This is a genomic window from Polynucleobacter sp. 73C-SIWE (assembly GCF_018882465.1).
GTDB lineage: Bacteria > Pseudomonadota > Gammaproteobacteria > Burkholderiales > Burkholderiaceae > Polynucleobacter.
Window position 1 is genome coordinate 923,013 of sequence record NZ_JACVOK010000001.1, and the last position, 15,989, is coordinate 939,001.

Here is a 15,989-nt window from a genome sequence, read left to right on the forward strand (position 1 = left end):
TTTCAGGGTAGCCATCAATTATATTGTGAGCATGCTTTCTATCGTTACCTTAATCTCGGGCCGCGGATCCAATTTCGAGGCCATCGTTAAAACTGCCCAAAAAGAGCAATGGCCAGTCAAATTTGCGGGAGTCATAGCCAATCACTCAGCGGCTAAGGGCCTTGATTTTGCTCGCTCCCAGGGTATTCCGGCTTTGGTCGTGGAACATAAAGAGCATGCTTCTCGAGAAGCCTTTGATGCCGCCTTAATCGAGCAAATTGATGCTTTAGGGGCTGATTTAGTGGTACTAGCCGGTTTTATGAGAATTCTCACCCCGGGCTTTATTCGCCATTTTGAGGGGCGCCTAGTCAATATTCACCCAGCCCTTTTGCCTGCATTCCCAGGTTTGCACACCCATGAGCGGGCTTTAGAGGCTGGCGTCAAGGAGCATGGCGCTACAGTCCACTTTGTCACTGAAGGGGTTGATGAGGGACCGATTATTTGCCAAGCCTCCGTTCCGGTTCTGAATGGCGATGATCCCGCTACCTTGGCAGCCCGTGTTTTAACTGCTGAGCATCAGATTTACCCACGGGCCGTAAAATGGTTTCTTGATGGACGATTGCGAATAGAAGGTAATCAAGTGAAGTTACAACCCCCCGAGTCGCAATTTTTTAAATTATGAGTGCAGAACGTCCACCCCGCAAATCTGGAAACAGACTAGCTCCGCATAAAAGCTACGCTACCAAATCTAAAGATCCGCTTCGTCGCCCAGAGCGACGTAATGCTAGCGGTAATTTAATTGCGCCAGAGGGTCAAAAGAATTTCTCGAATGCCAAGGCGTTGCCGCAGCATGCGATTCATTTGGAAAGATTGCTACCTGAGCTACTCAGTTTTGAGCAGCCCGCAGATCGCGTAGTAAGCCGTTATTTTCGTGCTGAGCCACAACTCGGAAATCGTGATCGCGCATTAATTGCTGAAAGCGCATTCGCAATTTTGCGCCGTAAAAATGAGTTCTCACAATTCGCTTCGAGTGGTGAAGGGTCCCAGGCTAGACGCTTAGCCCTATTGGGTTTGCTGTCTGCGCTGTCTGAGGGTGGGCTCGGCTCTGCGAATCGTGCCGAAAGTGCCATTGCAGATTTGGCACACGTTCTTAAGCCAGGTGAGTATGAATGGCTGCAACGTTTTGCTACGGTAGACCCTGCCGCATTAAATCCCTTGGTTCGTAATAATTTGCCAGAGTGGTTATGGGATGCATTTGGAAAATATCCTGGCGAAGAAACTCGTGAAGAGTTGGCTAAGTCATTAATGCATCCAGCACTTTTGGATTTACGCGCAAATACCATGAAAACGAATCGCGAAGAATTACTTGTGCAGATGAATGCATTAGGCGGTCGTTATCAAGCAATTCCAACTCCCTATGCGCCAGATGGTGTGCGCATTATGGGCAAGCCTGCTTTGCAAAATACTGCTGGATTTAAAGCGGGCATGTTTGAAGTTCAGGATGAAGGTAGTCAACTCTTAGCGTATTTGCTTGCCCCTAAGCGTGGTGAGATGGTTGTCGACTTTTGTGCTGGGGCGGGTGGTAAGACTTTGGCGATTGGTGCCCTGATGCGTTCTACCGGACGTCTTTATGCGTTTGATACATCTGAGCGCCGCCTAGCGAATTTAAAGCCACGACAAGCCCGTAGCGGCCTCTCTAACGTTCATCCGGTATGGATTGATAGTGAGAATGACGCCAAGATCAAACGTTTAGCCGGAAAGATTGATCGGGTCTTGGTAGATGCCCCTTGCAGTGGAATGGGCACATTAAGGCGTAATCCAGACCTTAAATGGCGTCAAACTCCAACGGGGGTTTTAGAGCTCAACCAAAAGCAAATGAATATTTTGAGTTCAGCTGCCCGTTTACTTAAACCTGGTGGCCGTCTGGTTTATGCCACTTGCAGCCTTTTACCCCAAGAAAATCAAGGAATTGCAGAAGAATTTCTGGCCAAACACCCGGAGTTTGAGGTTGTTCCAGCTGCAGAAGTTCTGAAGTCATTGTTTCCAAAGCAAAAATTACCTTTAGGATGCTCTCTGGATAATCCATGGTGGCAGTTATGGCCGCATATTCATGGTACCGATGGCTTTTTTGGGGCTGTTTTCCAGAAAAAAGGCAGCAAGCCTGAAAAGGCTGAAAAGCCAAAATCTGAAGAGTTAGCGAAAGATAAGCCAAAAAAGACCTAAAAAGCTCTAAAATAAGAGCTATTACTTAAATAGGATTCAATTTTGAATACAGTTTCAAGCTCAGGTTTTGATTTATCCCTCAATTGGCTAGCAAATGGCTACTTGGATTGGTCTTGGTGGCAGATTACCTTGTTCACCTTGGCGGTAACCCACATCACAATCGCTGCCGTGACTATCTTTTTGCATCGCTGCCAAGCTCATCGCGCCTTGGACCTGCATCCGATTGTTTCTCATTTTTTCCGGTTTTGGCTCTGGTTAACTACTGGTATGGTGACTAAAGAGTGGGCCTCCATTCATCGCAAGCATCATGCCAAATGCGAAACCATTGACGATCCCCATAGCCCACAAGTTTTAGGAATTGGTACCGTACTTTCTCGGGGTGCTGAGCTCTATAAAAATGAAGCCAAGAATCAAGAGACGATGGAGAAGTTTGGTCATGGCACTCCCGATGACTGGCTTGAGCGCAATATTTATTCCAAGTTTTCTTGGCAGGGCGTTGCCATCATGCTCATCATCGATGTATTTTTGTTTGGTGGTATCGGCCTAACAGTTTGGGCTGTGCAAATGTTGTGGATCCCAATCACTGCAGCTGGGGTGATTAATGGTATTGGCCACTTCTGGGGCTACCGTAATTTTGATTGCGAAGATGCTTCTACCAATATTTTGCCTTGGGGAATTTTGATTGGTGGTGAAGAGTTGCATAACAATCACCATACCTTTGCTACGAGCGCTAAGTTATCAAATAAATGGTACGAGTTTGATATTGGTTGGCTCTATATTCAGATGATGAGTGCTGTTGGTTTGGCAACAGTAAAAAAGACTTCACCTAAACCAGTGCTGAGTGATTTACGTCCTGCTGATCAAAATACATTAGAGGCCATCATTGCAAATCGTTATGAAATCATGGCGCGCTACAGTAAGACCTTGCGCAATTTCTTTAGCAATGAAGTACAACATATGCAAGTTCTGGCATCTCATTTGGGTGATGCTCGTACTTGGCTATCTAAAGATGAGTCTCGCTTGAGTGATGATGAAAAAGTAAAGCTTGAGGAACTTATGGCTAGTAATGCACAACTACGTAAGATGATTGAGATGCGTCGCGATCTACAAGCGATCTGGAGCCGTTCAAGCGCTACTAGAGAGCAGTTGGTCTTGCAGTTACACGCATGGTGTCAGCGCGCTGAAGATAGCGGCTTAACAAGTTTGCGTGAGTTTTCATTAAGATTGCGTCGTTACGCTTAAGGAGTTGAGATAAGCGTAAGGAGTTAAAAGATTTAGGCAATAAAAAACCCGCAACTAAGCGGGTTTTTTATTTGCTTGAAGTAAATTACTTCAGCTTTGTTTCTTTGTAAGCAACGTGCTTGCGAATAGTTGGATCAAACTTCATGATCTCCATTTTCTCAGGCTTAGTACGCTTGTTTTTGGAAGTAGTGTAGAAGTGACCAGTACCAGCTGATGACTCTAACTTGATTTTTTCTCTGCCGCCTTTAGCCATTTGTGCGCTCCTTAAATTTCGCCACGTGCACGTAGATCAGACAGCACAGCATCAATGCCGTTCTTGTCGATAACGCGCAAACCAGCATTGGTTAAGCGCAAGCTAATCCAGCGGTTTTCAGATTCAACCCAGAAACGACGGTTTTGCAAATTCGGCAAAAAGCGACGCTTCGTTTTATTGTTTGCATGGGATACATTGTTGCCAACCATCGGCTTCTTCCCAGTGACTTGGCAAACTTTTGCCATGACATAACTCCATTAATTGCGAAAAAAGAAGATTGTATCAGTCCTAGCCTATTTTGGGCTAGCCCTAAATGGCTTTGGCTTTGGCCTTTTGATGACAAAACAGCTGAAAAATCTTTTAAATAGCCAATAAGTTAGTAATTACTACCATTAATTGCTAATATTCATAAGGCCTGAGTCCGAAAAAGAGAAAAAACCACTACCGCTAACTATGCAGTGGTCAAGAAGTGCAATATCTACTAACTGCAGGGCATTTTGCAGGGTTCTAGTTAGATCTTGGTCCGACTCGCTTGGCAATGGGTTGCCACTGGGGTGGTTATGGGCCACGATGAGGGCGCTCGCGTTTCTAGAAAGGGCCTCCTTCAGGATTTCTCGGGGATACACCGCTGTATGGGTAATAGACCCCCTAAATAGCTCCTGACACTCTATGAGGTGAAGGCGTGAGTCCAGGTAGAGGCAAAGGAAGACCTCATGTGGCAAACGGCCAATTTTCGCCTGCAAGAACTCTCTGACGTGGCTTGGGGAGGAAAAGATGGAGTCCTGTGCCAGCCCCTCTTCAAGACTGCGCTTAACTAGCTCATAAGCTGCTTGAATTTGCGACCATTTAGATAGCCCCATCCCATGGATGCGGGTCAATTCTTCGCGACTACAGCCTAATAAGCGGGGGAGGCTTCCAAAATGGTGAAGTAAATCTTTTGCTAGGGCCACTGCGCTTTTACCCCGCACGCCAACCCGCAAAAAAATAGCGAGGAGTTCCGCATCAGAAAGCGCGGCTGCGCCATGAAGCCTCAATTTCTCCCGAGGCTGCTCATTTTTGGGCCAATTGGTAATTGGGGAGTGCACAGCTTTCGCTGGCCTAGATACAATCATCTTATGACTAAGCTTGCCGTTCTGCCGAATTCCTACTTGACCCTCAACTATCGGCTCACTTTGCCCAATGGGGAGGACTACATCAATACTTTTGTTGATCGCCCTGCGACGGTTCTGATGGGTTCTGGACAATTTGCACCTTGTTTTGAGAAAGTGTTGTTAGGGCTTGGGGTTGGTGAGAAGAAAAGTGCTTTACTACCGCCGGAAGAAAGTTTTGGTGAGCGCAAAGAAGATTTGGTGCAATGGGTTTCTTTGAATGCCCTGAAGGAAGGTCGCGATGCCGATACGGAATTTAATCCAGGCGATGTGATTGAATTTAATGCGCCGGGCGGCGCTCAATATGCAGGTGTTTTGCAATCGATTGATGATGAAGGTGCGTGGTTTGACTTTAATCATCCCTTGGCCGGTAGGCCGGTTACTTTCGAAGCAGAAATCGTAGCGATTCTTTAAAACATGACTAATCCAGATAAGTTTGAAATTTTGATGGCTCAGCCCCGTGGTTTTTGTGCGGGTGTTGATCGCGCAATCAATATTGTGAATGAAGCTCTGACCCGTTTTGGCGCGCCAATTTATGTACGCCATGAAATTGTTCACAACGCTTATGTTGTGAATGAATTGCGTGAGAAGGGCGCGGTATTTGTGGAAGAGCTGCATGAGGTTCCTAAGGGTGGAATCGTGGTGTTCAGCGCCCATGGCGTCTCTCAAGAGGTACGCAAAGATGCTCAAGAACGTGGCTTGCAGGTGTATGACGCTACTTGCCCATTGGTCACTAAGGTCCATTTTGAAGTGGTCAAGATGTGCAAAGACGGCTTTACTGTTTTGATGATTGGTCATGCAGGGCACCCTGAAGTTGAGGGAACTATGGGCCAGGTGAAAGAGGGAGTCTTTCTGGTTGAGAATGTTGCTGATGTCCAATCTTTGTCTTTCCCAAGCGATGAAAAGATTGCATTCGTGACCCAAACTACATTGTCAGTAGATGAAACTAAAGAAATTGTTGGGGCGCTCACGAAAAAATTCCCTAATATTGTTCAGCCGCGTAAACAAGATATTTGTTATGCCACTCAGAATCGTCAAGATGCTGTGAAATTTATGGCTCCACAAGTGGAGCTAGTTATTGTGGTGGGAAGTGCAGCAAGTTCAAACTCGAATCGCCTGAGAGAATTATCAGAAAAATTGGGCGTACCTTCTTACATGGTGGATGCCCCCGAGCAACTGAAGCCCGAATGGTTTGTGGGTAAAAAGCGTATCGGCTTAACTGCTGGTGCATCAGCCCCTGAAAGCCTTGCGCAATCTATAGTGGCGCGTATTCAAGAATTTGGTCCACGACAGGTTCGTGCCTTAGAGGGCGTTGTCGAAGACGTGATCTTTTCATTGCCAAAAAATTTAGTCGACTGAAGTATCTATAAAAGAGGAGCTGCGCATGATGAACTCAAAAGTGTCAAAAGTGATTTTTGTAAAAAGTACTATTGCAGTAGCGGCAGCGACCGTCATCTTGTTGGGTTGTGGCAAGAGTGGCGATAAGGCTTCGGTAGATGGAACAGAAGTCAAAATTGGACATGTGGCTCCGTTGACTGGTCCAATCGCCCACTTGGGTAAAGACAATGAAAATGGCGCTCGCTTGGCTATTGAAGAGATTAATAAATCTGGTCTCACCATCGATGGAAAGAAAGTAGTTTTGACTTTAGTGCCTGAGGATGATGCTGAAGATCCGAAGACTGCTACTCAAGTTGCACAGAAATTGGTGGATGCTAAGGTTGCCGGTGTAGTTGGCCACCTCAATTCTGGAACTAGTATTCCTGCATCAAAAATTTATAGTGATGCTGGGATTACTCAAATCTCTCCATCAGCTACCAATCCTGATTACACCAAGCAAGGTTTTAAAACGACTTATCGCTTAGTTGCCACAGATGCACAGCAAGGTCCAGCATTAGCTAACTATGTTGTGGGCACTCTGAAAGCGAAAACAGTAGCCATCATTGATGACTCTACGCAGTATGGCAAAGGTTTGGCGGATGAGTTTGAAAAGACCATCAAAGCTGCTGGTGTCAAGGTAGTTACCCGTGAAGCAAGTAATAACAAGGCAACGGATTTCAAGGCCATCCTTACCAAGATTAAAGGTAGCAAGCCTGATGTCATCATGTATGGCGGTATGGATGCTACTGGCGGCCCATTAACAAAGCAAGCAGCAGAGCTTGGTATTCAGGCTAAGGTGGTTGGTGGAGATGGCATGTGTACAGAGAAGTTGGCAGAACTAGCTGGTGATGCTGTGGTGAATGTCACTTGCTCGGAGGCTGGCATGGCTCTATCAAAGATGGCGCAGGGAGCCGACTTCCAGAAACGCTACAAGGAGCGCTTTAACTCCGATGTTCAGATTTATGCGCCATTTACCTATGATGCCGTTTATGTCTTGGTCGACGCAATGAAGCGAGCCAATTCAACTGATCAAGCAAAGATCTTGCTTGTGATGCCTGATACAAAGATGAATGGTTTGGTTGGCAATATCGCCTTTGACAATAAAGGCGATATGAAAGAAGGCGTGATTACTTTATATGACTTCAAAGACAAGAAGAAAACAGTTCTTGATGTTATTAAGATGTAATTTACTCTGATCAAAATAGCGCCGCTGATGCGGTGCTATTTTTTTATAGAGTGCAATTTTCTCAATGGATATTCTCCTTCAGCAAATTATTAATGGCTTAGTGCTCGGTAGCATCTATGCCCTAATTGCCTTGGGTTACACCATGGTTTATGGGGTCTTGGGGATTATTAATTTTGCTCATGGCGAAGTACTCATGATTGGTGCCATGGTATCGCTTTCATTGCTGCAATTGGTATTAGGCTTAACTAGCGGTCTTCCAGGTTGGCTAACACTTTTAATTGTTCTACCGGTGACGATGGCAGTGTGTGCGGGCCTAAGTTATTGGATCGAGCGTATTGCCTATCGTCCTTTGCGCAACGCTCCACGCTTAGCTCCTTTGATTTCAGCAATTGGTATGTCGATCTTGTTGCAAACCATTGCCATGATGATTTGGTCGCGCAATCCAATGACTTATCCACAGTTATTACCCTCAATTCCAATTGATTTATGGGGAAGTGGTGCAACGATTACCGGCAAAGAGATTGTCATCATCATTGTTGCTCTGGCTGTGATGTGCGGTTTATTGTTTTTGGTTGAAAAAACAAAACTGGGTAGAGCAATGCGAGCCACTGCCGAGAATACTCAAATTGCCGGTTTGATGGGCGTTAATCCTAATCGTGTCATCTCCATTACTTTCATGCTGGGTGGGGCTCTTGCCGGTTTAGCTGGCGTAATGATTGCGAGTAACTATGGCAATGTCCATTTTTATATGGGATTTATTCCCGGACTGAAAGCATTTACGGCCGCTGTATTGGGCGGTATTGGAAATTTAAAAGGAGCGATGTTAGGCGGCCTCCTTTTGGGATTAATTGAATCATTAGGCGCAGGCTATATTGGAGAATTGACTGGCGGTGTTTTTGGTTCGAACTATCAAGATATCTTTGCGTTCTTGGTATTAATCCTGGTGCTAGTCTTGCGTCCCACTGGCCTCTTGGGCGAAAGGGTTTCCGATCGTGCTTAAGGGCGCGCTATTTCAGCGTTTACCAAAATCTGCTTACTGGTGGATTGGTGTTGTTGCATTAATTCTGTTGCCTTGGGTGGTAGGTTCCAGTGGCGGAAATTACTGGGTGCGAGTACTTGATTTTGCCTTGCTCTATATCGTTCTTGCGCTAGGGCTCAATGTAGTTGTTGGTTTTGCTGGTTTATTGGATTTGGGTTACATCGCCTTTTATGCTCTTGGTGCTTATAGCTTTGCATTGCTTGCATCTCCCCATTTACCGCAGCAGTTTGAGACGATTGCATCAGCCTTTCCGGAGGGGATGCATTTTTCTCCTTTGACCGTTGCAGTATTTTCAATCATTCTGGCCGCTCTATTTGGAGTGATCTTAGGATTTCCAACATTGCAGTTACGGGGTGATTACTTAGCCATCGTCACTTTGGGTTTCGGGGAAATTATTCGTATCTTTATGAATAATCTTGATCGCCCATTCAATCTGACTAATGGGCCTAAAGGTATCGCTTCAATAGATCCAATCCAATTCTTTGGGATTTCATTTGCAAAACCTTTAGATCTCGGTTTTATACAAATTCCAGGCCTGTATTTGGTATTTTATCTATTCCTACTCTTAGCGATTGCTGTAGCGATTGTTTGTATTCACTTACAAGATTCACGGATTGGTAGGGCGTGGGTCGCAATTCGCGAAGATGAGATTGCTGCCAAGGCGATGGGCATTAATACGCGCAATATGAAGTTGCTGGCTTTTGCGATTGGAGCATCCTTTGCAGGCGTTGCTGGTGTTCTCTTTTCCGCCTTTCAAGGCTTTGTTTCTCCGGAGTCATTTACGCTTTGGGAGTCAATTGTCGTCTTGGCGATGGTAGTGTTAGGTGGCATTGGCCACATTCCTGGTGTCATTCTTGGCGCAGTTCTTCTGGCGATATTTCCGGAGGTATTGCGTGCCATTGCGCAGCCTGTGCAGCAAGCTTTATTTGGACATGTATTGGTAGATGTCGAAGTCCTTCGCCAATTGATTTATGGCTTAGCCCTCATATTGATCATGTTGTATCGCCCAGGCGGTATTTGGCAAAAGAGTGAGGCTAAATGATGTCAGCCCATTTACTCCTTGATGTTGCAGACGTCTCTAAGCGTTTTGGTGGAGTGCGCGCACTGGAATCGGTTGGCTTGCAGGTGCCGCATGGATCGATTGTGGGCTTGATTGGGCCTAATGGCGCAGGCAAGACGACTTTCTTTAACGTCATTACAGGTCTATATCCAGCAGACTCAGGCGTTTTTTTATTCGATGGACAGTCTTACTTTCCAGAGTCAGTCTCTGAGGTAACGAAATCTGGTTTAGCCAGAACCTTTCAGAACATTCGCCTCTTTGGTGAAATGTCTACTCTTGAGAATGTGATGGTGGGTTGTCATTGCCGCTCAAACGCTGGAGTCCTTGGGGCAATCTTTCGATTTCCAGCAACAAAACGTGAAGAGCAATCTATCCGCGATAAATCCCTTGAGTTACTTGCTTATGTTGGGCTGACTGAGTTTGCCAGTGTGGAGGCACGCAATCTTTCCTATGGCCATCAACGTCGCCTTGAAATTGCTAGGGCTTTAGCTACTGAACCTAAGCTCTTAGCTTTGGATGAGCCAGCCGCGGGCATGAATGCAACTGAAAAGTTAGAACTCCGCGAGCTATTGCTGCGTATTAAGGCGGATGGCAAAACCATTCTATTAATTGAGCATGATGTGAGCTTAGTGATGGGTATTTGCGATAGCTTGACAGTGCTTGATTATGGCAAAGTGATTGCTTCTGGTAAACCTGCAGATGTGCGTACACATCCAGAAGTGATTAAGGCTTATCTCGGTCAAGGGGCGGTGTAATGAGCGCCTTACTGAATGTAAAAAATCTCAAAGTTTCTTATGGCGGTATCAATGCCGTCAAAGGAATTGATTTGCACGTTGATCGAGGTGAGCTAGTCGCTTTAATTGGCGCCAATGGTGCTGGTAAGAGTTCAAGCTTGAAAGCGATTGCGGGTGTGCTGACTCCATCGGCAGGTGAAATTCAGTTTTTAGGTCAGCGTGCCGAGAAACTGCCGGCATATGAGTTGGTCCAGCTGGGCTTAGGTATGGTTCCGGAAGGTCGCGGTGTGTTCAAGCGCATGACCATTCTGGAAAATCTACAGATGGGTGCATTCTTGAAAAAGGATGCCACAGCCGTTAAACAAAAGCTAGAGGAGGTCTACTCCTATTTTCCGAGACTGAAAGAGCGTTTATCGCAATTGGCAGGAACGCTTTCCGGTGGCGAGCAGCAAATGGTAGCGATGGGCAGGGCGATGATGGCGGAACCTCAGTTATTGCTGCTCGATGAGCCGTCTATGGGTTTATCGCCTATCATGGTCGAAACTATTTTCGATGTTATCCGCAATCTCTCAGCCAATGGAATGACCATTCTCTTGGTGGAGCAAAACGCACGATTGGCTTTGCAGATGGCTAATCGTGCTTATGTCATGGAAAGTGGATTAATTACCTTGAGCGGCTCTGGTAAAGAGTTGCTGGAAGACTCTAGAGTGCGAACAGCCTACTTGGGTGAATAGCCTTAAGCGGTTTGTTTAAGTAGCTCACGCAGCATGCCGCACATCTGACGAATCTCATCGTCACTGACATTCAGGGCAGGCATAAAGCGCAATAAGTTTGGTCTTGGCGAGTTGATTAATAGACCTTCAGGGCTGCGATCGCGAGCGAGCTCAACCAATTTTCCGCCGGTATCTTTGCCAAGCATAAGGGCACGCAATAAACCTTCACCACGCTCACCCTCAAGATTAAATTCTGCAACCAGCTTGAGTAATTCTGATTTTAGTAATTCACCCTTAGCTTTGACGCTCTCTAAAAATCCTGGGGCCAGTAATTGCTCAATCACACTAATGCCTACAGCAGTCATCAGTGGATTGCCGTTATAAGTACCACCTTGGTCGCCTGGTACAAAGCAAGCTGCTGCATTAGTGGCCATCAGGGCTGCTAATGGAACACCACCACCAATACCTTTACCCAAAGTCATGATGTCCGGCTCAATTCCGTATTGCTGGTAGGCAAAGAGGGTGCCAGTACGGCCGCAGCCGGCCTGCACTTCATCGGCAATGAGAAGAATATTGTTTTCTTTGGTGAACTTACGTAGTTCAAGCATAAATTCTTTAGTGCTGGGGATCACGCCACCTTCACCTTGAACTGGCTCAAGCATGACTGCAACAGTTTTATCAGTCACCAATTTTTTGACAGACTCCAAGTCATTCAAATCTGCTTTTGGAAATCCAGCAACTTGTGGAGCAAACATCGTATCCCAGCCTGGCTTGCCAGAGGCGCTCATAGTGGCGATGGTGCGACCATGAAAACTATGATCAAAGGTAATAATTTCAAAAGCGCCATTCTTATGAAGTTGACCCCATTTGCGCGCAAGCTTGATAGCACCTTCGTTTGCTTCAGCGCCGCTGTTGGCGAAAAAGACTTTGTCAAAGCAACTATTTTCTGTAAGCAGATTAGATAAACCAATCATTGGCTCGTTATAAAACGCTGGACTTGGATTAATCAGTTTTTTTGCTTGCGCGTTGAGTGCTTCGATCATTCCAGAATTGCTGTGACCTAAGCAATTCACAGCCCAACCTTGCAAGAAATCTAAATACCGTTTGCCATTGTTGTCTGTTAACCATGAACCCTTACCCTCGACCATGACGACGTCTGGACGTTGGGTGATGAACATCACTGCATGGGTGTCGATCGCTTGGGCTGGCTTATTCATACTGAACTTGAGTAATTGGGGCTAATGAGGTTTCTATTATCTAACTTTATCGGAATTTAGTTGGTGGCTAAATCTGCGGCACTAGTAAATGAGTCTGCGAAGAATTCTTCCTCAGGTAGGTGACATTTGGATGAAAAGTCGTCCCGTGCGGCATTTACCATGACTGGTGCGCCACAGGCATAGACCTGAAGGTCTTTCATATCAGGATGATCTGCCATCACAGCTTGGTGGACAAAACCAGTTCGACCACTCCAGGCATCCTCTTCGAGGGCATCTGAGATCACCGGAATGTACTTGAGATTAGGAATCTCTTTTTGCCAGGCCTTGCATAAATCATCTAGGTAGAGATCGCCGGGACGACGTCCACCCCAATAGAGCTCAATGGGCCTTTGAATCTTTTTAGCCTGCATTTGCTCGATGATGGATTTGATCGGAGCAAATCCAGTCCCTGCAGCAACAAAAATGATGGGTTTCTGAGAATCTTCTCTGAGAAAGAATCTGCCCAAAGGACCTTCAAAGCGCAGGATATCTTTTTCTTTCAATGCCGGGCTGCTTGTCCCAAATACAAAGTCGGTAAATACGCCGCCGGGTAAATGACGGATATGTAACTCAAGCGGACCTTCTTGGTCTGGGGCATTGGCAATGGAGTAGGCACGGCGCTGGCCATCCTTGAGGAGGAACTCCAGATACTGGCCAGCTAGGAACTGAAAGCGTTCAGCAGCGGGAAGTTGCAGCTTCAAAATAGCGACATCATGGCTAGGATGCTCAATCGTATTGACTCGACAAGGAACTTTCCGAATAGCAATATCGCCAGCGCCCTGAACTTCACGAGCCTCAATCAATAGATCGGACTGGGGATGGGCGCAACAAAATAAAGTACTACCGGTAGTCTCATCAGACTTGCTTAAGGCGCTCTCGCTATGCTGGCCATGGGTTACCTGACCCTCTATGATTTTGCCCTTGCAGGATCCACAAGCACCGTTTTTGCAGCCATAGGGCAGCTTGATGCCTTGACGCAGAGCGGCCTCCAGGAGCGTTTCATCCTGGTTAACGGTAAATTGTTTGCCGCTCGTTTTGAGCGTGACCTGGTAAGACACTCTCATTCCTTTCAATAAATCGTTACGATATTACTTATGCAATCTTTTGGTAAACCTTCAATCCTGATTATTGGCTGCGGTGACATTGGTCTTCGGGTAGCAAAACAGCTTGCCCGTAGCCATCGAGTTTTCGCTTTAACTTCTCAACAAAGTCGTTTTCAGGAGTTGAGGGAGGTAGGCGCGATTCCACTGTTGGGTAATCTGGATCAGCCAGAAACTTTGTGGCGCCTATCGGGTTTAGCTCAAACCGTCATTCATCTTGCACCACCCCAAAACCAGGGAAATCGTGATTGCCGAACCCGCAACCTAATCCGAATTTTAGCCCAAGGATCTAATGCCGTCAGGCGTCTGATCTATATCAGCACCACAGGTGTCTATGGGGATCATGGGGGCGCCAAAGTCAGTGAAGTAACCCCAGTCAGCCCTCAGAGTGAGCGCGCCCAAAGAAGAGTGGATGCTGAGCGCGCATTACGTTTATGGGCACCCACTCATGGGGTGGCTTTAACGATTTTGCGTGTGCCGGGAATTTATGCCACTAACCGTCTACCTATTGAGCGCCTGCAGTCTAAAACACCGGCACTAATTTCTGAAGAGGACGCTTATTCCAATCACATTCATAGCGATGATTTGGCGAGCTTAGTATGCGCTGCGGTTTATCACGGTAGGCCACAAAGAGTGATTAATACGTGTGATGGCGGTGAAACTAAAATGGGCGATTACTTTGATGAGGTGGCTGATGCTTTCGGTCTAGATCGACCACCCAGAATGCCAGGCGCTCAATTGCAAAAATTAGTCAGCCCAATGCTGTGGTCATTTATGCGTGAGTCAAGAAGAGTAACCAATACTCGCCTGCATGAATTAAAAAGGCCGCTACGCTATCCGAGCGTAGGCCATTTTCTGAAAACTATTTCCAGGAATCCTTAAGGCCAACGGTACGATTAAATACTGGCTTACCAGGTTTGGAATCAGATTCATCAGCAACAAAGTAACCATGGCGTTCAAACTGGAAACGTTCTCCAGCTTTGACATCCTTCATGCAAGGCTCTAGGTAAGCAGAAATGGTTTGCTTAGAGTTCGGATTAATGGTGTCCAAGAAATTCTTGTCACCACTATCAGGATGCGGGTCGCTAAAGAGGTGGTCGTATAGACGCACTTCAGTCGGAATAGCTTCAGCAGCGCTAATCCAGTGAATATTGCCTTTCACCTTATAGTTATTTGAGCCAGTAGTGCCGCTCTTGCTATCAGGGAAGTGGGTCGCATTCACCTGAATCACATTACCATTGGCGTCAGTCTCAAAGCCGGTGCATTCAATTACAAAGCCATGGCGCAAACGAACACGGCTTCCGGGCTGATCCCCAATGGGTGGAAATAATCTGAAGAAACCTTTAATGGGTTCTTTCATAAAATCATCTTCTTCAATCCACAATTCGCGGGTGAAATGAAATTCCCGATTGCCCCATTCGGGGTGCTGTGGATGACGTGGTGCTGAGCATGGTTCTTTACTAGCAGCATCAAAGTTTTCAATCACTAACTTCAGTGGTTTGAGCACTGCTGTGGCGCGCGGCGCTCTGACTTCAAGATCATCTCGCAGCGCTTGATCTAAGGTGCTCATATCAATCCAGCTGTCTGCTTTAGAGACACCAATGCGCTCACAGAACAAGCGAATGCTTTCTGGGGTATAGCCACGACGACGGATACCGACAATCGTTGGCATGCGGGGGTCATCCCAACCATCAACATGGTTTTCTTCAACCAACTGCAGTAACTTCCGTTTACTGGTGATGGTGTAGGTCAGATTCAGACGTGCAAATTCATACTGATGTGGCACAGGATCTTTAAACACACCCAATTCTTTAAGGGAGTTCACAATCCAATCATATAGCGGGCGGTTGTTCTCAAACTCAAGAGTGCAAATCGAGTGAGAGACATTCTCTAGTGCATCAGAAATACAGTGCGTGAAGTCATATAAGGGGTAGATGCACCACTTACTGCCCGTACGATGGTGATCGGTATGGCGAATACGGTAGACCACTGGGTCACGCATCACGATATTTGGATGCGCCATATCAATCTTTAGGCGTAGAACATGTTCACCATCTTTAAATTTGCCATCCCGCATCTCACGAAACAGGGAGAGATTCTCTTCGGGACTACGATCGCGGTACGGACTATTTTTTCCGGCTTGACCAAAGTTGCCGCGATTAGTGTGAATATCATCAGCACTTTGGCTATCGACATAAGCTTTGCCATTCTGAATCAGAATTTCGGCAAATTCGTAGAGACGATCAAAGTAGTCGCTAGCATGGTAAAGGTGAGTATCCCAATCAAAGCCTAACCATTTGACAGCATCCAAAATACTGTCGGCGTATTCAACATCCTCCTTAACTGGGTTGGTGTCATCAAGGCGCATATTGCAACGCGCACCACCGGGTTGATTGTTGTAGTCAGCGGCAAGGCCAAAGTTCAAGCAAATACTTTTTGCATGACCAATATGTAAATAGCCATTTGGTTCGGGCGGAAAACGGGTAATGATCGACGGAATTGCCTCGCCAGCCAAATTGGTTCTCTGTGAAAAAGCACCACTTGCTAAGTCATGATCAATGATCTGACGTAAGAAGTTGGAGGGCTCGGCCACAGCGCCAGCATTGGCTTTAGAGGGTTTGCTATCTTGGGACATAGCCACATTGTAGAGAAAAGCCTGGGCCAATAAAGAAAAAGCCC

General features: G+C 46.4%; 17 protein-coding genes. 11 read left to right on the plus strand and 6 right to left on the minus strand.

Going from position 1 to position 15,989, the window contains the following annotated elements; all coding sequences use genetic code 11:
- Nucleotides 1–31 precede the first annotated feature (31 nt).
- From purN to ICN17_RS04790, 3 genes are read left to right on the plus strand one after another with little or no spacing between them, the layout of a single operon-like run.
- Nucleotides 32–661, plus strand: a complete 630-nt coding sequence (gene purN, locus ICN17_RS04780; protein WP_216236354.1) for a phosphoribosylglycinamide formyltransferase — start codon at nt 32–34, stop codon at nt 659–661.
- Nucleotides 658–2,202: an RsmB/NOP family class I SAM-dependent RNA methyltransferase gene (locus ICN17_RS04785; protein WP_216236355.1), complete on the plus strand. Its 1,545-nt coding sequence runs from the start codon at nt 658–660 to the stop codon at nt 2,200–2,202. The genes purN and ICN17_RS04785 overlap by 4 nt, the downstream gene beginning before the upstream one ends.
- A 42-nt stretch (nt 2,203–2,244) precedes the next feature.
- On the plus strand, nt 2,245–3,444 hold the full coding sequence (locus tag ICN17_RS04790; RefSeq protein WP_216236356.1) for an acyl-CoA desaturase: 1,200 nt from the start codon (nt 2,245–2,247) through the stop codon (nt 3,442–3,444).
- An 85-nt stretch (nt 3,445–3,529) separates the two neighbouring features.
- Here ICN17_RS04790 and rpmG read toward each other — a convergent pair whose 3' ends face one another.
- The 3 genes from rpmG to radC form a co-directional block, all read right to left on the minus strand.
- Nucleotides 3,530–3,697 carry a 50S ribosomal protein L33 gene (gene rpmG, locus ICN17_RS04795; protein WP_015421876.1) on the minus strand — a complete coding sequence of 56 codons (168 nt, stop codon included), beginning with the start codon at nt 3,695–3,697 and terminating at the stop codon, nt 3,530–3,532.
- Between the two features lie 11 nt (nt 3,698–3,708).
- Nucleotides 3,709–3,942, minus strand: a complete 234-nt coding sequence (rpmB, locus tag ICN17_RS04800; protein ID WP_011903570.1) for a 50S ribosomal protein L28 — start codon at nt 3,940–3,942, stop codon at nt 3,709–3,711.
- A gap of 147 nt (nt 3,943–4,089) precedes the next feature.
- Complete coding sequence (gene radC, locus ICN17_RS04805; protein ID WP_216236357.1) at nt 4,090–4,809, minus strand: DNA repair protein RadC; 720 nt, start codon at nt 4,807–4,809, stop codon at nt 4,090–4,092.
- Between the two features lie 3 nt (nt 4,810–4,812).
- Here radC and ICN17_RS04810 point away from each other — a divergent pair, with 3 nt between their 5' ends.
- The 7 genes from ICN17_RS04810 (at nt 4,813) to ICN17_RS04840 (ending at nt 10,975) form a co-directional block, all read left to right on the plus strand.
- Entirely contained in the window at nt 4,813–5,259 is a 447-nt protein-coding gene (locus ICN17_RS04810; protein ID WP_216236358.1) for a peptidylprolyl isomerase, read from the plus strand.
- A 3-nt stretch (nt 5,260–5,262) separates the two neighbouring features.
- Nucleotides 5,263–6,204 (plus strand): 4-hydroxy-3-methylbut-2-enyl diphosphate reductase, encoded by a 942-nt coding sequence (ispH, locus tag ICN17_RS04815; RefSeq protein WP_216236359.1) that lies wholly within the window; start codon nt 5,263–5,265, stop codon nt 6,202–6,204.
- 28 nt (nt 6,205–6,232) lie between these two features.
- On the plus strand, nt 6,233–7,408 hold the full coding sequence (locus ICN17_RS04820) for a branched-chain amino acid ABC transporter substrate-binding protein (RefSeq protein ID WP_216236670.1): 1,176 nt from the start codon (nt 6,233–6,235) through the stop codon (nt 7,406–7,408).
- Between the two features lie 64 nt (nt 7,409–7,472).
- Nucleotides 7,473–8,408, plus strand: a complete 936-nt coding sequence (locus tag ICN17_RS04825; RefSeq protein WP_216236360.1) for a branched-chain amino acid ABC transporter permease — start codon at nt 7,473–7,475, stop codon at nt 8,406–8,408.
- Nucleotides 8,409–8,451: 43 nt separating this feature from the next.
- Nucleotides 8,452–9,489, plus strand: a complete 1,038-nt coding sequence (locus ICN17_RS04830) for a branched-chain amino acid ABC transporter permease (RefSeq protein WP_370625961.1) — start codon at nt 8,452–8,454, stop codon at nt 9,487–9,489.
- Nucleotides 9,486–10,262, plus strand: a complete 777-nt coding sequence (locus ICN17_RS04835) for an ABC transporter ATP-binding protein (RefSeq protein ID WP_370625947.1) — start codon at nt 9,486–9,488, stop codon at nt 10,260–10,262. The genes ICN17_RS04830 and ICN17_RS04835 overlap by 4 nt, the downstream gene beginning before the upstream one ends.
- Nucleotides 10,262–10,975 (plus strand): ABC transporter ATP-binding protein, encoded by a 714-nt coding sequence (locus ICN17_RS04840; protein ID WP_216236361.1) that lies wholly within the window; start codon nt 10,262–10,264, stop codon nt 10,973–10,975. The genes ICN17_RS04835 and ICN17_RS04840 overlap by 1 nt, the downstream gene beginning before the upstream one ends.
- A gap of 2 nt (nt 10,976–10,977) precedes the next feature.
- Here ICN17_RS04840 and ICN17_RS04845 read toward each other — a convergent pair whose 3' ends face one another.
- Both ICN17_RS04845 and ICN17_RS04850 read right to left on the minus strand, forming a co-directional pair.
- On the minus strand, nt 10,978–12,171 hold the full coding sequence (locus tag ICN17_RS04845) for an acetylornithine transaminase (RefSeq protein WP_216236362.1): 1,194 nt from the start codon (nt 12,169–12,171) through the stop codon (nt 10,978–10,980).
- Between the two features lie 56 nt (nt 12,172–12,227).
- On the minus strand, nt 12,228–13,268 hold the full coding sequence (locus ICN17_RS04850) for a 2Fe-2S iron-sulfur cluster-binding protein (protein ID WP_216236673.1): 1,041 nt from the start codon (nt 13,266–13,268) through the stop codon (nt 12,228–12,230).
- Between the two features lie 36 nt (nt 13,269–13,304).
- Here ICN17_RS04850 and ICN17_RS04855 point away from each other — a divergent pair, with 36 nt between their 5' ends.
- Nucleotides 13,305–14,192 (plus strand): SDR family oxidoreductase, encoded by an 888-nt coding sequence (locus ICN17_RS04855; protein WP_216236363.1) that lies wholly within the window; start codon nt 13,305–13,307, stop codon nt 14,190–14,192.
- Here ICN17_RS04855 and ICN17_RS04860 read toward each other — a convergent pair.
- Complete coding sequence (locus ICN17_RS04860; RefSeq protein ID WP_216236364.1) at nt 14,173–15,945, minus strand: glutamine--tRNA ligase/YqeY domain fusion protein; 1,773 nt, start codon at nt 15,943–15,945, stop codon at nt 14,173–14,175. The genes ICN17_RS04855 and ICN17_RS04860 overlap by 20 nt on opposite strands.
- Nucleotides 15,946–15,989: the final 44 nt, after the last annotated feature.